The 15,437-nt window shown below is 64.9% G+C and carries 12 protein-coding genes; 6 read left to right on the forward strand and 6 right to left on the reverse strand.

The features are described 5' to 3' along the window. Positions 1–136 precede the first annotated feature (136 nt). Positions 137–751 (reverse strand): TetR/AcrR family transcriptional regulator, encoded by a 615-nt coding sequence (locus VKI00_RS16245; protein ID WP_324439078.1) that lies wholly within the window; start codon positions 749–751, stop codon positions 137–139. 188 nt (positions 752–939) lie between these two features. Between VKI00_RS16245 and VKI00_RS16250 the strand changes: the two genes are divergently transcribed. Genes VKI00_RS16250 through VKI00_RS16260 form a run of 3 tightly spaced genes read left to right on the forward strand, consistent with a single transcriptional unit; the run spans position 940 to position 4,873 of the window. Then, positions 940–1,935: an MDR family oxidoreductase gene (locus VKI00_RS16250; RefSeq protein ID WP_324439080.1), complete on the forward strand. Its 996-nt coding sequence runs from the start codon at positions 940–942 to the stop codon at positions 1,933–1,935. An 11-nt stretch (positions 1,936–1,946) separates the two neighbouring features. Next, positions 1,947–3,143, forward strand: coding sequence for an FAS1-like dehydratase domain-containing protein (locus VKI00_RS16255; protein ID WP_324439082.1), 1,197 nt, complete (start codon positions 1,947–1,949; stop codon positions 3,141–3,143). A 29-nt stretch (positions 3,144–3,172) separates the two neighbouring features. Further along, entirely contained in the window at positions 3,173–4,873 is a 1,701-nt protein-coding gene (locus VKI00_RS16260) for a class I adenylate-forming enzyme family protein (RefSeq protein ID WP_324439084.1), read from the forward strand. On the opposite strand, the gene VKI00_RS16265 is transcribed toward VKI00_RS16260, so the two are convergent. Genes VKI00_RS16265 through VKI00_RS16285 form a run of 5 tightly spaced genes read right to left on the reverse strand, consistent with a single transcriptional unit; the run spans position 4,824 to position 11,088 of the window. Further along, positions 4,824–6,356 carry a long-chain fatty acid--CoA ligase gene (locus tag VKI00_RS16265; protein WP_324439086.1) on the reverse strand — a complete coding sequence of 511 codons (1,533 nt, stop codon included), beginning with the start codon at positions 6,354–6,356 and terminating at the stop codon, positions 4,824–4,826. The two genes, VKI00_RS16260 and VKI00_RS16265, sit on opposite strands and share 50 nt — an antisense overlap. Beyond that, positions 6,341–7,114 carry an SDR family oxidoreductase gene (locus VKI00_RS16270; RefSeq protein WP_324439088.1) on the reverse strand — a complete coding sequence of 258 codons (774 nt, stop codon included), beginning with the start codon at positions 7,112–7,114 and terminating at the stop codon, positions 6,341–6,343. The genes VKI00_RS16265 and VKI00_RS16270 overlap by 16 nt, the downstream gene beginning before the upstream one ends. A 1-nt stretch (position 7,115) precedes the next feature. Next, complete coding sequence (locus tag VKI00_RS16275; RefSeq protein ID WP_324439092.1) at positions 7,116–8,714, reverse strand: AMP-binding protein; 1,599 nt, start codon at positions 8,712–8,714, stop codon at positions 7,116–7,118. Then, positions 8,711–9,460: a GntR family transcriptional regulator gene (locus tag VKI00_RS16280; protein WP_324439094.1), complete on the reverse strand. Its 750-nt coding sequence runs from the start codon at positions 9,458–9,460 to the stop codon at positions 8,711–8,713. Before VKI00_RS16280 ends, VKI00_RS16275 begins: the two co-directional genes overlap by 4 nt. Further along, a complete protein-coding gene (locus VKI00_RS16285; protein ID WP_324439096.1) occupies positions 9,457–11,088 on the reverse strand; it encodes an SMP-30/gluconolactonase/LRE family protein in 1,632 nt (543 codons plus the stop codon). The genes VKI00_RS16280 and VKI00_RS16285 overlap by 4 nt, the downstream gene beginning before the upstream one ends. A gap of 168 nt (positions 11,089–11,256) precedes the next feature. Between VKI00_RS16285 and VKI00_RS16290 the strand changes: the two genes are divergently transcribed. Genes VKI00_RS16290 through VKI00_RS16300 form a run of 3 tightly spaced genes read left to right on the forward strand, consistent with a single transcriptional unit; the run spans position 11,257 to position 15,396 of the window. Continuing rightward, complete coding sequence (locus VKI00_RS16290) at positions 11,257–12,117, forward strand: SDR family oxidoreductase (protein WP_324439098.1); 861 nt, start codon at positions 11,257–11,259, stop codon at positions 12,115–12,117. A gap of 30 nt (positions 12,118–12,147) precedes the next feature. Next, on the forward strand, positions 12,148–13,521 hold the full coding sequence (locus tag VKI00_RS16295; protein WP_324439100.1) for an aromatic ring-hydroxylating dioxygenase subunit alpha: 1,374 nt from the start codon (positions 12,148–12,150) through the stop codon (positions 13,519–13,521). A gap of 18 nt (positions 13,522–13,539) precedes the next feature. Next, on the forward strand, positions 13,540–15,396 hold the full coding sequence (locus tag VKI00_RS16300; protein ID WP_324439102.1) for an NAD(P)/FAD-dependent oxidoreductase: 1,857 nt from the start codon (positions 13,540–13,542) through the stop codon (positions 15,394–15,396). Positions 15,397–15,437: the final 41 nt, after the last annotated feature.

The raw sequence follows: 15,437 nt of genomic DNA on the forward strand, positions 1-15,437 counted from the left end.
TCGCTCAGGGCTGACGTTCTGCCCGCGCAGGGGAGGGAGGGGTACAGGGAGAAAACCGGGGCGACTTGAGAGTCAGCGCAATTCCGCGGCAACGCAGCATATATTTGGCCGATCGATGGGTCCGTTTGAGCCTGCGTCATTGCCTTCCATCATCCGGCGATCCGTCACCTTGCCATGGGCGCATTTCAAAGCGGTCGAGGTAACGATCGATGAAAGCCAGCGCCTCGGCGTGTCCGCGGGTGATGCCGAGGCCTCGTTCGAGCACCAGGTTGCGCGCGACACTCGCCACGATCATCGACATGACCACCGGGGGGAACGCCTGCACATCGACGCCGTGTGAGCGGAGCACCAACATCAGGGCGGCCTCCTCCAGGTCCCGGAAGCGCTCGGCGTAGGCGGCGATCTCACTGCGGATCGCCTTGCGGTGATTCGCCAGCGCCATGAACTCCATCCACAGTTGGGCTCCCTGGGCGCTGTTGAGCTGCCACAGTGCATGCAGCGGTTCGGTTTCACCCAGCGCACGACGCTGGCGTTGCAGGTTGGATTCCGCCCCGGCCTGAAACACGGCCAGGAACAGGTCGTCCATGGTCGGGAAGTAGTAGTGCACCAGCGCCGACTTGACCCCGGCCCTGGCCGCCACCCGTCTTGATGTCGCCCCGGCATAGCCCTCCTCAATCATGATTTGGGCAGTCGCCCGTATCAGCGCTAGTCGGGTTGTCGAGTCGCGTGTGCCCGACTTAGGAGACGTCATATCACCCCGTCCTGTTCAACATGCCTTAGGCGCCCACTCATACGTCCAACGCGGTCGACTCTTGACCGGCCGCTGTACGACTGCTAGACATAGCGCCATACTAGTTGTTGAGCGTTCGCCCAAACCCTGCGATCACTTGTGCAAGAGATCTCAGGAGCTCCCGGCGCATTGAAAAAGGTTGAGAGGGGATGGGTTCACCGATGTTTTCGGCAATCCTGATCGAGAAGGGTGAGGAGGGTCAGGCGGTTGCCGTCACGAACCTGGACGAGGCACAGTTGCCGGACGGCGATGTCCTCGTCGACGTGGAATATTCCACCCTGAATTACAAGGACGGCCTCGCGATCACCGGCAAGTCACCTGTGGTTCGCACGTTTCCGATGGTGCCCGGGATCGACCTCGCGGGCGTCGTCATGGACAGTACGCACGCGGATTGGAACAAGGGCGACCGGGTCGTGCTCAACGGCTGGGGCGTGGGCGAAACCCATTGGGGCGGCCTCGCTCAACGGGCACGCGTCAACGGCGACTGGCTCGTGCCTCTGCCCGTCAATTTCACGACTCGGCAGGCGATGGCGATCGGAACCGCGGGCTATACAGCGAGCCTGTGCGTGGGCGCACTCCTCGACCAGGGTGTATCACCCGACCAGGGTGAGGTGCTCGTGACGGGGGCGACAGGCGGTGTCGGAAGCGTCGCGATCGCGCTGTTGGCCAGGGCAGGGTTCAAAGTGGCCGCCGCGACCGGCAAGCCGTCGGAGGCAGAGTATCTCCAGCGACTTGGCGCCGTCACGGTGTTGGACCGCGCCGGGTTTGCCCAGGCCGGCAAGCCCCTGCAGAAGGAACGCTGGGCGGGCGTTATCGACACCGTCGGCAGCCACACACTGGCGAACGCCTGTGCTCAGACACGCTATGGCGGCGCGGTCGCCGCGTGCGGCCTGGCCCAGGGCATGGATTTTCCGGCCTCGGTTGCTCCGTTCATTCTGCGCGGCGTTTCCCTGCTCGGCATCGACAGCGTGATGGCGCCTAAGGAGCGCCGCATGGCCGCCTGGACACGCCTGTCACGCGATCTGGATCTCCGCGCGCTCGACTTGATCGCCGAGGAGATCGCCCTGGGAGACGCGATCGCCGCGGCGGGTCAACTCCTGGACGGCAAGGTGCGCGGCCGCATCGTGGTCGACGTCAACCGCTGATCGGAGCACGAATGAGTAGGAAGTCCACCAAGGAAGAGGTCACCCGGCTCGATCTCTCCGACGTCGATCACCGCGTGGGCGAGCTGATCGGCGGCGGGCAGCTGTGGGATCCATGCAGCGGCTCCGACATCCGGCGGTGGGTGATGGCGATGGACTATCCCAACCCATTGCACTGGGACGAGCAGTTCGCGCGCGATTCCAAATTCGGCGGCATCGTCGCTCCGCAGTCCATTGCGGTGGCCCTGGACTACGGGCACGGCGCAGCGCCCGCGTGCGTGGGGCATATCCCCGACAGCCACTTGATCTTCGGCGGCGAGGAATGGTGGTTCTACGGCTGTCCCGTGCGGCCCGGCGATCAGCTGTTCCAGGAGCGACGCTTCCACGACTACAAAGTGGTGGAAACGAAATTCGCCGGGCCCACCATGTTTTCGCGCGGAGACACCACCCACACGAATCAACACGGCGCCCTCGTCGCTCGCGAGCGTTCGACCGCGATCCGCTATCTCTTCGCGGAGGCCAAGAAACGCGGCATGTTCGAAAGCCAGCTCGGCGATGTCAAACGCTGGACGGATACCGAGCTGGCCGGGATCGAGGAACTACGCCGTGACTGGCTCGAGTCCAATCGAATGGGCGTCTCACCGCATTTCGGGGAAATCAAGGTCGGCGACACGCTGCCGCGTCGGGTGATCGGCCCGCACACCATCGCCAGCTTCACCACCGAATACCGGGCGTTTCTTTTCAACATCTGGGGCACCTTCCACTGGGTTGCGCCGTCCGGAGTCGACGATCCCTGGATCTACCAGGATCCCGGCTGGGGGAAAGACTTCGCCTTCGACGAGGAGGACGCGAAGATCGATCCGCGCAAGCGCGACGGGCTCTATGTGGGCCCGTCCCGCGGCCATATCGATGCCGACAGGGCCAGTGAAGTCGGCATGGCGCGCGCCTACGGTTACGGCGCGACGATGGGCGCGTGGTGCACCGACTATCTCGCGTATTGGGCCGGCCACGACGGCATCGTGCGCCACTCCAAGGCAGACTTCCGCGGACCCGCCTTCGAGGGCGACGTGACATATTTCGACGCCGAAGTCATTGGCAAGGAGGCAGAGTCGACGTGGGGTGTGCCGCTCGTCCAGGTCAAGCTGCGACTCACCAACCAGGACGGCGAGAGGCTGGTGGACTGCACCGCCGAGGTCGAGCTGCCGCTGTAGTGCGCCGCGAAGCGACGGGCAGGTGAGCGATGGCGGCCGAGAGGAACCCTGATCACGAGCAAGGGATTTCGATCGTCTCGGGCCCTCCGCTCAACACGGAGCCCGGGCTCGGGGCGCTGACCCTCCCCGGGTTCCTGCGCGAGGTGACGGCGACGTACAGCGAACGCGAAGCGCTCGTGCTGCACGCTCCCGAAGGGGTGACGCGCTGGACGTACGCCGAGCTGTGGGAGCGCGCAATCGAAGTGGCGCGTGCGGTGCGGGCGTGCGGCGTGGCCAAGGACGGCCGAGTGGGCGTGTTGATGACGAACCGCCCCGAATGGATCGCGGCGGTGTTCGGCACAACGCTGGCCGGGGGCGTGGCAGTTACACTCAGCACCTTCTCGACACCGGCTGAGCTCGATTACCTGCTCCGGGCCTCCGGGGTTGGGGTGCTGTTGTTCGAGCGAAGGGTGCTGACAAAGGACTTCGCGGCCATTCTGACCGAGTTGGCGCCGGAAATCGCTGAGGCGGCACCCGGCGCGCTGCAATCGGCGAAGTATCCGTTCCTGTGCAGCTTCGCAACGATCGGGGAGGCTGCGCCCGGCATCGAGACCTGGGATGACTTCCTGGCCCGTGGTCACAATGAACCGCGCGAACTGGTCGAGGCGACGGCTGCGGCGGTGCATCCGAGTGATCCCGCCGTGCTGTTCTTCTCATCGGGCTCGACGAGTAGGCCGAAGGGCATCCTCAGCGCGCACCGCGGCGTCTGCATCCAACTGTGGCGCTTCCGGCGTATGTACCGATTTGGTCCCGAGGACAACGTCCGCTGTTGGTCAGCGAACGGCTTCTTCTGGTCCGGCAATTTCGCCATGTCGCTTGGTTCGACGCTTGCCGCCGGCGGTGCCCTCGTGCTGCAACCGACCTTCCACGCCGCCGAGGCGCTCGAGCTGATGGCTGCCGAGCGCGTGAACTTTCCGTTCGCGTGGCCGCACCAGTGGGCGCAGCTCGAAAGCGCACCCAATTGGAGTCGTGTGGATTTGAGCAGCATGCGGTTCGTGGATTTCAAGACACCCGTCGCGCGCCATCCCACGGTATCGACCAAATGGTTCGAGCCGGGCCACGCCTATGGCAACACGGAAACCTTCACGATCACGACGTGCTTCCCAGCCAATACACCACCCGAAATCCACGCGGACAGCAGCGGGGAGGCGCTGCCGGGTGTGACGCTCAAGATTGTGGATCCGCTCACGGGAGTGGTCGTTCCGCGCGGCGAGCGGGGCGAGATCTGCGTCAAAGGTCCCACGCTCATGCTCGGCTACATCGGCACGCCACTGGATGAGACGCTCGACGCCGACGGCTTTTTCCGCACCGGCGACGGCGGCTATCTCGACGACGCAGGGCGGCTGTTCTGGGAGGGCAGGCTCACAGACATCATCAAGACAGGTGGCGCGAACGTCTCGCCGCTGGAGGTCGATGAGGCGCTCGGCAACCATTCGGGCGTCAAGGTGACGCACACCGTCGGCGTACCGCACGAAACGCTCGGCGAAGTCGTCGTCGCCTGCGTCGTGCCACACGAAGGCATGAGCCTCGAAGCTGAGGAGATTCGGACATTCCTGCGGAAACGATTGGCGAGTTACAAGGTGCCGCGCCATGTGCTTTTCTTTCGCGAGGATGAACTCGTTCTGACGGGCAACGCAAAGATCAAATCCGGCGATCTTCGGCAGTTGGCCACCAAGCGGATGCAGGAGTAGCATCCACCAGCCGATTGCGCAGCTCGCGCTTCAGCACCTTGCCGTAGCTGTTCTTCGGCAACTCGTCGATGAACTCGTAGCGTTTGGGGCGTTTGAACCGGGCAATGCGTTGCAGCAGATGCTCGTCCAGCTCGTCCTCGTCGGCGGAGCCGACGACGAACGCGACCACCACCTCACCCCACTGCGCATCGGGCGCGCCCACGACGCAGGCCTCCGAGACACCCGGGTGCCCGAGCAACGCTTCCTCGACCTCACGGGGGTAGATGTTGCTGCCGCCGCTGATCACCACGTCCTTTGAGCGGTCCCGCAGCGTGAGGTAGCCACGCGCGTCGAACGACCCCATGTCGCCGGTGTACATCCAGCCGTTCTTGAAGGTGTCGGCGGTGGCGCCGGGGTTGTTCCAGTACCCCGACATGACGACATCGCCGCGGCAAACGATTTCACCGACCTCGCCAGTGTCCGCGCGACTGCCGTCGTCGCGCAGCACGGCGACCTCCATGCCCGAACGCGCATAGCCGACGGACCCGAGTATCGCGTCGTCGGCCAGTTCATGGTCGGCGCGCCGCAATCCGGTGATCGTCATGGGGGATTCGCCCTGGCCGTAGATCTGGGCGAACAGCGTGCCGAACGCCGCCATGGCCTTCTTGAGGCTTTCGACATACATTGGGCCGCCGCCGTAAATGATCGCACGCAAGTTGCGCGGCCGGCCGCGGCGGGTGTCAACCAGCCGCTGCACCATCGTCGGGGCTAGGAAGGCGCTGGCGCCTGGATGGTGCTCGCAGAGACCCAGGAATTCAACCGGATCGAATGCGCCTGATTCGGGCACCACCTGGCGGGCGCCGCGCAGCACGTACGGCGCGATGTACAGCCCCGAGCCGTGAGACATCGGAGCGCCGTGGATGAGGCTGCAGTCCTCGTCGGGGTTGTCGATGTCGGCCAGGTGGGCAACCGTCATTGCCGTCAGGTTGCGATGGGTGAGCATCGCGCCCTTCGACCGGCCGGTCGTCCCGCTGGTGTAGAACAACCAGGCCAGCGTCGACGGATCGGTGCACGGTGGAACTGCGGGTGCGACGGCGAGCCGGGATGCGTATCCCTCGGCGCCAGGCGTTTCGATCGGAACGCCGACGAGCGGGACGAGGTCGTCGGCGATCTTCTTGGACGCGAAGACCTGCGATGCACCGGCATCGTCGAGTATCTGTGCCATCTCCCGGGGATGCAGTTTGTAGTTGATCGGCACGGCGACACACTCGGCGGCCCAGATCGCGAACAGCAACTCGACGATCTCGGGGCGATTCCCGCTGGCGATCGCGACCCGCGCCCCCGAAGGGCACTGCTGCCGAATCGAAGCCGCGAGGCGCAGCGCACGCTCACGCAGCTGGGCCCACGTGCAGTACTGACGCTGCCCGTGGAAGACCGCGCCGCGATCGGCAAACCGCGCCGCGGCCTGGTCGAGGAAGCTGAACAGGTTCAACGGGCCGTCCACTCAGAATTCAGCGCGAAGTCCGACAGATACTTGGTGGAACTCCAGCCACCGTCGACCACAATCGTCTGCCCGTTGATGAAACTTCCGCCGGGCGAACACAGGAACGCCACGGTGCTCGCGATGTCGTCGACCGTGCCGAGGCGCTGATGCGGTGTCATCTCCACGTTGATCTTGCGAAAGCGCTCGTCCTGCAGGCGTTGCTCCACCATCGGCGTTCGCGTCACACCGGGAGCCACGGCGTTGCACCGTATTCCGTGTGCCCCGTACTGGCACGCGATGTGGGTGGTGAGCGCTGTCAGGCCGCCTTTTGCCGCACTGTACGCGCCGCCGCGAAGACCTCCCACCACCGCGAACGTTGACGTCATGTTGATGATCGCCGAGCCGGGTTTCATGTGCGGCAGCGCCTCGCGCGCCACACGGAACGGCGCGCGCAGCATCACGGCGAGGAAGTAATCCAGTGTCTCGTCGTCGGTCTCGTGAAGCGGCTTGGGACTGCCCACCCCAGCATTGTTGACCAGGAAGTCGATCTGACCCCATCGATCCACGGCGGTGCCGACGATTCGTTTCGGCGCGTCGTCATCGGTCAGATCGACGGCGAGCGTCGCAACGCGATCGGGATCGTCGATCGCTTTCTCCAACTCGGCGAGCCTGCCCACGTCCCGCCCCGTGCCGAGGACCGCCATTCCCATGTCCGCGAGCTTCGTCGCGCAACCGAAGCCGATACCACCGCTGGCCCCTGTCACAATCGCTACCTGCATGTCATCCGTCCGCCTTCATGAGTTCCGCTCGGATCTGATGCTTCAAGACTTTTCCGGCGTCGTTCTTCGGCAACGCATCCAAGATCACCACCTGCTCAGGCGCTTTGAATTTCGCAACACCTTGGTCCTCGAGAAACTCGCGCAACCCGGTGACGTCCGGAGCCCGCGAAGCGTTGGGCACGATGGCAGCGCACGCCCGCTCACCGGTACGGGCATCGGGCAGACCTACGACCGCCACCTCGGCGATGCCGGGATGGCCGACCAGGATGTCCTCGACTTCCTTCGGCGAGATGTTCTCGCCATTGCGGACGATGATGTCCTTGGCCCGGCCCGTCACCACGAGGTATTCGCCGTCAACCCAGCGACCGAGATCTCCGGTGCGGAAGTAACCTCGAGCGTCGAAGGATTCGGCCTCGTCTTCGGCATGCAGGTAGCCGATCAGCATCTGCGGCCCGCGGGCACAGATCTCGCCCACCCCTGAGGTGTCGGCCGCGTGCCCAACTAGTTTGATGTCGGCAATGCCGGCGCGACCATCCGTCTCCGCCGCGTGATCGGCGTCGCCGCGTCGCATCGCGCCCACGGTCGTGACAGGCACCTCTGTGGAGCCGTACACGCGGCTGACAACCGCCCGCTCGAAATAAGAGGTTGCGCTGCGGATCAACGACGGTGACACCGAGGCGCCGCCGCAGATGAACACCTTCAAGTCAGGCAGGTGCGTGCCCGCCCGCTCGGCGGAGGCGAGCAGCTGCTCCAGAAACGGCGTCGCTCCGGCCATGTGGGTGCACCGCTCCGCTGTCATCAGCTTGACGGCATCGTCTGCGTTCCACCGGTCCATCAGCACCGCAGTTGTGCCCAACAACAGCGGACACTCGAATGCATAGATCGACCCGCCGATGTGGGCGATCGGCGACGGCACCAGGAACCGGTCCTCGGGCTCGACACGCCAATACTCGCGAATCTGCCAGATGAGCGCATGGATCGAGTTATGGCTGTGCAGCACGCCTTTCGGATGGCCCGTCGTCCCCGACGTGTAGAGAATCATCCGCGCTGCGTCCGGATCCAGCACCGCCGGCAGTTGCTTCGCCGCCTGATGAGCCGAGAACAGCGACTCGTAGGCCGTGTGACCACCGGGTTCACCACGCAGCACAACGACTTCCGGTGGCGTATGCATTTGTGCCGTCACACGGCTGAGCATCGACGCATAGTCCTGCCGACCAAAGTGAGAGGGCACGAAGATCATCCGGCTCTGCGCATCATCGAGGATGAAACGCAGTTCACGATCCCGCAGCGAGGGCAGTATGGGATTCACCACCATGCCGGCGAATGTTGCCGCAAGGTAGATGACAGCGGCCTCGTGCCAGTTCGGCAGCATGAACGACACCACACTGCCTGGTGGCATGCGCGCCATGAGTGCCTGGGCCAGCGCCGTTCCCTGGCTGTTCAGCCGCTGGCAGTTCACGCGAATGTGGCCGTCGATCAATACCGTTCGCTGCGGCGTCAGCAGCGCGGCCTCACGCAGCGAGTCGGCCAGCGTCGTGCGGACCCACAATCCGCGCGTGTACGCGTCGGTTTCGCCGTCGGCATCGAGGCGGACCCTCACCCCGGGACCTGACCCTTGACCCGGCGCATGGTCATCGCGTGCCGGAAACGGGAGGACGGGTGGGTATTGATGGTGACCTGCGCAACCTCCCCATCAGACGTCTTGTACGTACGGTGCATCTCCAGTGCCGCGGTTCCCGACTCGATCGTGAGGCCGTCCGCCAACTCCCGGGAGATCAATACCGCGGATATCTCCTGATGCACCTCCACGATGCTCACCCCGAACAAGTCCTCAATGAGTGGGAAGATCGGGCCGGTGTGGCGCGGTAGAAGCCTGCCGACCGCCGCGAAGGCGCGGTTGATGTAGTACTCCGTTCGGCAGATCGGCGCCGAAGCGCCCGCGGCCTGCCGGTATCCCCGGACGGCCAGCCATTCCGTGCCGACCGCCAGCCCGGCCCGCGCGGCGAGGTCGTCGTCGACCGTCACCATGGCATTGGAATCGATGGTGAACTGTGCGCCGGCCGCAAAGGCTAACAGGTCGTTGATCGACATCACGTCCCGGGCGTATGAGTTCGCCGCCGGCCGGGAAACGACGAGCGTTCCCGCTCGCGGGCGTGACGAGACGAGGTTGTCGTCTCGCAGCCGGCGCAGAGCTTCCCGAACGGTGTAGCGGCTGACGGCAAATCGCTCACACAATTCGTGTTCGGTGGGCAGTTGCGAGCCGACGGGATACACGCCCTCGACAATCTCTTTCCGCAGGGTGCGCGCTATCTGAAGGTAGAGGTGATCGGCGGGGGTGACAGTCATTGCGAGCGGTCCTCGGGAGCTGCGTGCCGTCCGACCCGGTGGAACGCGAGAACACTGCCCTCGCCGTCGGCCGAAACGAACAGGGTGCCGTCCCACCCGACCGTGATGCCCGCGAATGGGCCCTGCGGCCCCGAGAACGGTGGCATCCCCTTCAGCGGCTTGGGAACCACACCGGGCGGGGGACCGACCGGCAACCCGGAGGCGATCCTGTTGCATACCCGGTTGTTCAGGTCGAACTGGACGAGTTCCCTGGCGCCGGCGTCGACGATGTAGAGCTGCCCGTCGGCCAGCGCAATCCCCTGGGGGCAGTGCAATTCGTCGACCACGGTCTCGACGTCCGATCCCGTCACCCGGACCACCCGCCCGGCTCCCGATTCGGCAACAAGCACGGCGCCGTCGGGGGCCGCCGCCAGGCCCACCGGGTCACGCAGGTCGGACGCCAGCACTTCGACATTGCCTGCGTTGACCGACAGCACTCGTCCGGTGCCGAGTTCGGCGACCACGGCTCCGCGCCGTGCGATCGCCACACCATAGAGCTGGTCGAAGCCGTCTGCCAGCAGTTCGCTTTCGCTAACGGCGGGTCGGTAGCGGGTGACTTGGCCACCGGACGTCGTCACCACGAACTCGCCGGCCCCGGCCGGCGCCAGGCCGCGCAGGAACCCGGGGTAGCCCGGAGAGAACAGCATGCCGACCGTCTGTAATGCCCCGTCCGACCGCACCACATAGAAATAGGTCCCGTCGGCGACGTAGAGATTCCCGTCGTCGCCGACCGCCAGATCCAGCGGCCAATTCAACCCGCCGGGCAAGACCGTTCGGGTTTCGCCGCCGCGCAAAATCTCGGTGATCTCGCCCGTGAAGTTGGAGACGAGCAGCCGATTGCCCGCAAAGGTGAGATTGTCCAGGCCAGGCGTGAGTTGGGCGACGACCATTCGCTGGCCGCTGCGCGGATCGATGCGCAGCACCTGTCCACTGGCCACCTGTGTGGAAACGATGAAGCCTTCCGAGTCGAACTTCACCGAGTCCGGTACACCCAGGTCGCCTGCGACGCGCTGCGGTTCACCGCCTTCGGGGTCGATCCGCCAGACCTCGTTCGCACCCATCACCGGGAAATACAGCTGGCCGTCGGGACCGACCTCCATGGCGTTGGGCGACGGGACGTTGTCCAGCAGCACGCGGGGAACGCCGCCGTTCAGGTCCATTTCGAGAAGGCGGCCGCCTTCGCGGCACTCGCCGATGAACAGCCGGCCACGGTGGAACGTGATGCCGTTCGCGGACGGGACGTCGTCGCGCAGCACGCGGGTCCGGCCGGCTGTATCCAGGACGCTGACCCGGCCGTCCATGACCTCGGTGGCGTACAGGTTGCCGTCCGGATCGAACGCGACGTCGTCGGGCGCGATGATGTCGCCGCCCTTGGGGCTCACGGTCTGCAGGCCCCCGGTTTCGAGATCCAGAGCGCTGATCTGACTGCCGGTGACCTGCGCCACGTACACCCGCCCGTCGGGACCGGTGCGCAGACCGTTGGCGCCGAACAACCGGCTGGGCCCGGTCACCCGTTGGAGCCGCCACCCTTCGGCGACCCCGGGCGGTTGCGCAGCCGTGTACCGGGCTTCTCGCAGCGGCGTGGTCATCGTCTTGCTGAAATCCTTCCGTCCGCCATTTCGCTGGACGTTACCAAGTGCTGCTAGTCCAGACAATAGTCGTCGAAGGCAGTCCTGGTGGCCTTGACGGCGCGATACCCGCTGCGGAATAGTGTTCTGCAATATGCAGAGCACCATATACTGTCCGGACAAAATAATATGACTGCCGGGGATCTCCTGAGGCTGACCGGCCGCGTGGTCGTCGTGTCGGGCGCCGGCGGCGGCGGCATCGGCACCACGGTGACCCGGATGGCGGCCGAGGCGGGAGCCACCGTCATCGCGGTCGGCCGCTCGAAGGAGAACCTCGACGAACACGTCGCTCCGCTGGCGCAGCAAGGTCTGTCGGTCGTACCAGTGGCCGCCGACGCGTCGACCGACGACGGGATCGGCGCGGTCATCGACCAGGCGCGGAACACCGACGGCGACCTGTACGGGCTCGTCAATGTCGCGGGGGGCGCGGCGCCGTCGACCTGGATGCCGTCGACCCGGGTAAGCAGGAACGACTGGCGTGAGCTGTTCGCGGCGAACCTGGAGACCACCTTCTTCATGAGCCAGGCCGTCGCCGCGGAGCTCAAGAACCAGGGCAAGCCCGGTTCGATCGTCTCGATCTCCTCGATCAGCGGCATGAACACCGCGCCGTTCCACATCGCTTACGGGACCGCGAAGGCCGCGGTCGCGGCGATGACTCGCACCATGGCGGTCGAACTGGCGCTGGACAATATCCGCGTGAACGCCGTGGCGCCGGGAGTCACCGAGACAGCCGCGTCGCGCACCTATGTCGACGACGACCCCGACCGCGATCGTCAAGCCATTGCGATGGGGCGGCGCGGGCGACCCGAGGAGCAGGCGGGCGTGATCCTCTTCTTGCTGTCCGACCTGGCGAGCTACCTCACCGGCCAGACTCTGCTGGTCGACGGCGGCCTCAGCCTGAAATGGAGCCATCTCGGCGCGGACAACACCTCACTGTTCCTCAAGGACGAAACATTCCGCGCAGCGATACAACGCTGGGACGAAACCTGATATGCGACCGATTCGGAAAGCGAGGATCCGATGACCGACATCGACAACCGTCCGGAAGCCCAGCCCGCAGAGGAACTTTCGGAGCCGGTGACGATCGGCGTGGCGGCCTACATCTCGGAGGACTATGCCCGCGCCGAGCGCGACAAGCTGTGGCGAAAAGTGTGGCAGCAGGTCGGTCGTGTCGAGGAGCTTGCCGAGGTGGGCAGTTACCACACCTATGACATCCTCGACGACTCGATCATCGTGGTGCGCACCGGGCCCAATGAATTCAAAGCCCACCACAACGTCTGCATGCATCGCGGCCGCCGGTTGATCGACACCCCCGAAGGCGCGAAGAACGCCTGCGGCCGAACAAGAAAGTCGTTCGTGTGCGGCTTCCACGGCTGGACCTACGGATTGGACGGCGCATGCACTCACATTCGTGAGCAGGACGACTGGCAGGGCGCACTGACCCCCGAGCGCACGCACCTCGCCCCTGTCAAGGTGGACACCTGGGGCGGCTGGCTGTGGATCAACATGGATCCCGACTGCGAGCCGCTGATGGACTACCTCTTCCCCGCGGCGAAGATCCTCGACCCCTTCGGCTTGGAGAACATGCGCTACAAGTGGCGCAAGTGGCTGCACTTCGACTGCAACTGGAAGGTCGCATTGGAGGCCTTCAACGAGACCTACCACGTCTATACGACCCACCCGGAGTTCAACAAGTTCGGTGAATTCAAGGGCTGGGCCAAGGCACAGGGCAAGCACAGCAACATCGGCTACGACGCTCCGGACGACCTGGAAGAGACCAAGTCGAAGATCCGGCTCGGCACCGGCGATCCGCGGATCTCGACCGCTGAGATGCAGGTCTACACGATGGAGGAGACCAACGCGACGACGACTCAGACGCTGGTGAACGCGGCGCTGCGGCTGGTCGACGAGTTGCCCGAAGACACCCCGGCCGACAAGGTCCTCGAGCACTGGCTGACATCCGCTCGTCGCGACGACGCCGCCCGCGGGGTGATCTGGCCGGCGATTCCGCCCGAGATCCTGGGGCAGAGCGGCACCGCGTGGCAGATCTTCCCGAATTTCCAGATCGGACAGGGGCTGACCAGCGCACTGTGCTACAGCGCCCGCCCCGACCCCAGCTACGACCCCAACAAGTGCATCTTCGAGGTCGCCGTGCTCGAACTGTTCCCGAAAGGTGAAGAGCCACAGACGGAATGGGTCTACACCCCGGCGGGCGACCCCAACTGGCGCTCGGTGCTGCCGCAGGACTTCTCCAACATGGCCGCGGTTCAGCAGGGCATGAAATCGGCTGGTTTTCCGGGCACCAAGCCCAACCCCTACAGGGAACGCAGCACCGTCAATCTTCATTACCAACTGTCGAAGTACATGGGTACCGGCGAACCACGTGAGCTTTGAGTAAGGAGACGGCACCGCATGACCGCGTTTGATGCATCCAACCCACCCTGCGGACCCACGCAGACACCCGACGACATCGATATCCCGGCGCTGCGGGAGAAGTATCGCCGGGAGCGCGCCAAGCGACTCCGTGAAGAGGGCTCGAAGCAGTACGTCGAGCTGTCGGATGACTTCGCCGGATACTACGAGACCGACCCGCACACGCCGGTAACGCCCCGCGATCCGATCTCCGAGGACATCGACGTGGCCGTTCTGGGTGGCGGCTTCGCGGGTCTGCTGTCCGCGGCCCACCTGAAGAAGGCCGGGGTCGACGATGTCCGGATCATCGAGCTCGGCGGGGATTTCGGCGGTGTCTGGTACTGGAACCGCTATCCCGGCATCCAATGCGACAACGAATCCTACTGCTACATACCACTGCTCGAAGAGCTCGACTTCATGCCGAGCAAGAAATTCGCCGACGGCGCGGAGATCTACGAACACTGCCGGCGCATCGGCAAGCATTTCGGCCTCTACGACGGGTCGATCTTCTCGACCCAGGTCCGGGCCCTGCGCTGGGACGAGGAAATCAAGCGGTGGCGGATCAGCACGAACCGCGACGATGACATCCGCGCCCGTTTCGTCGTCATGGGCTCGGGACCCTTCCACCGGCCAAAGCTGCCCGGCATCCCGGGGATCAGGGACTTCAAAGGCCACAGCTTCCACTCGTCGCGGTGGGATTACTCTTACACCGGCGGTGATGCCACCGGCGGGCTGGACAAGCTGGCCGACAAGCGGGTCGCCGTCGTCGGCACGGGCGCCACGGGTGTTCAGATCGCGCCTTTCCTGGGCCGGTATGCCAAGCACGTGTACGTGTTTCAGCGCACGCCGTCAACCGTCGACGAGCGTGGCAACAAGCCGACCGATCCCGAGTGGGTGAAATCGCTGAAGCCGGGATGGCAGAAAGAACGGCAGCGCAACTTCCACGCCTGGACATTCGAGGGCATGGCGCTGGGCCAGCCGGACCTGGTCTGTGACTTCTGGACCGAGCTCGGCCGCAACACGGCCGCCAGGGTGCTCGCCCTGGACGATCCCGCGTCGCTGTCTCCCGAGCAATTCATGGCGATACGCGAGGAAGAGGACTACAAGGTGATGGAGCGGTTGCGGCGCCGCGTCGACAGCACCGTCAAGGACCCGCAGACCGCCGAGGCGCTCAAGCCCTACTACCGATTCCTATGCAAGCGGCCCTGTTCGAACGACGATTATCTGACCACGTTCAACCGGCCGAATGTCACCCTGGTCGACGTCTCGTCATCGAAGGGCGTCGAACGGGCCACGGAGAAGGGACTTATCGCCGACGGTGCCGAGTACGAGGTCGACTGCATCATCTATGCCAGCGGCTTCGAGATCACGACTGAGATCAGCCGCCGCTATTCGATCGACTCGATCGTGGGCCGCGACGGGTTGTCGCTTTTCGACTACTGGCACGACGGCTACAAGACGTTCCACGGTATGACGAGCCGAGGGTTCCCGAACCAGTTCTTTACGGGCTTCACCCAGGTCGGTATCTCCGCAAACATCGCCTCCAACTACGAGCTGCAGGGTGAGCACATCGCCTACATCATCTCCGAAGCTTTGGCGCGGGGTGCCACCACGGTGGAGCCCAGCCTGGGGGCGCAGAACGAGTGGTGCAAGACGATCCGGGAAACCGCGGTCGACAACTCGGCGTTCGACCGCGAATGCACGCCCGGCTACTACAACAACGAAGGCGGTGGCGGGGGAGAAGGGATCCGGTCCCACCTGGGCGAGCCGTACGGGCCAGGCTTTTATGCCTTCGGCGATCTGTTGACGGTATGGCGGGACAAAGGTGATCTCAACGGCCTTGTGCTCGGAACCTGACGAGAGGCCGTGCAATGACACTCGCGATATTCGTTGCCCGA

It is taken from the genome of Mycobacterium sp. (genome assembly GCF_035314665.1).
Lineage (GTDB): Bacteria > Actinomycetota > Actinomycetes > Mycobacteriales > Mycobacteriaceae > Mycobacterium.

What these genes read in the sequence shown, in the direction of transcription:
- VKI00_RS16245 (WP_324439078.1), bottom strand. Translation starts at nt 751, where the DNA reads ATGACGTCTCCTAAGTCGGGCACACGCGACTCGACAACCCGACTAGCG.
- VKI00_RS16250 (WP_324439080.1), top strand. Translation starts at nt 940, where the DNA reads ATGGGTTCACCGATGTTTTCGGCAATCCTGATCGAGAAGGGTGAGGAG.
- VKI00_RS16255 (WP_324439082.1), top strand. Translation starts at nt 1,947, where the DNA reads ATGAGTAGGAAGTCCACCAAGGAAGAGGTCACCCGGCTCGATCTCTCC.
- VKI00_RS16260 (WP_324439084.1), top strand. Translation starts at nt 3,173, where the DNA reads ATGGCGGCCGAGAGGAACCCTGATCACGAGCAAGGGATTTCGATCGTC.
- VKI00_RS16270 (WP_324439088.1), bottom strand. Translation starts at nt 7,114, where the DNA reads ATGCAGGTAGCGATTGTGACAGGGGCCAGCGGTGGTATCGGCTTCGGT.
- VKI00_RS16280 (WP_324439094.1), bottom strand. Translation starts at nt 9,460, where the DNA reads ATGACTGTCACCCCCGCCGATCACCTCTACCTTCAGATAGCGCGCACC.
- VKI00_RS16285 (WP_324439096.1), bottom strand. Translation starts at nt 11,088, where the DNA reads ATGACCACGCCGCTGCGAGAAGCCCGGTACACGGCTGCGCAACCGCCC.
- VKI00_RS16290 (WP_324439098.1), top strand. Translation starts at nt 11,257, where the DNA reads ATGACTGCCGGGGATCTCCTGAGGCTGACCGGCCGCGTGGTCGTCGTG.
- VKI00_RS16295 (WP_324439100.1), top strand. Translation starts at nt 12,148, where the DNA reads ATGACCGACATCGACAACCGTCCGGAAGCCCAGCCCGCAGAGGAACTT.
- VKI00_RS16300 (WP_324439102.1), top strand. Translation starts at nt 13,540, where the DNA reads ATGACCGCGTTTGATGCATCCAACCCACCCTGCGGACCCACGCAGACA.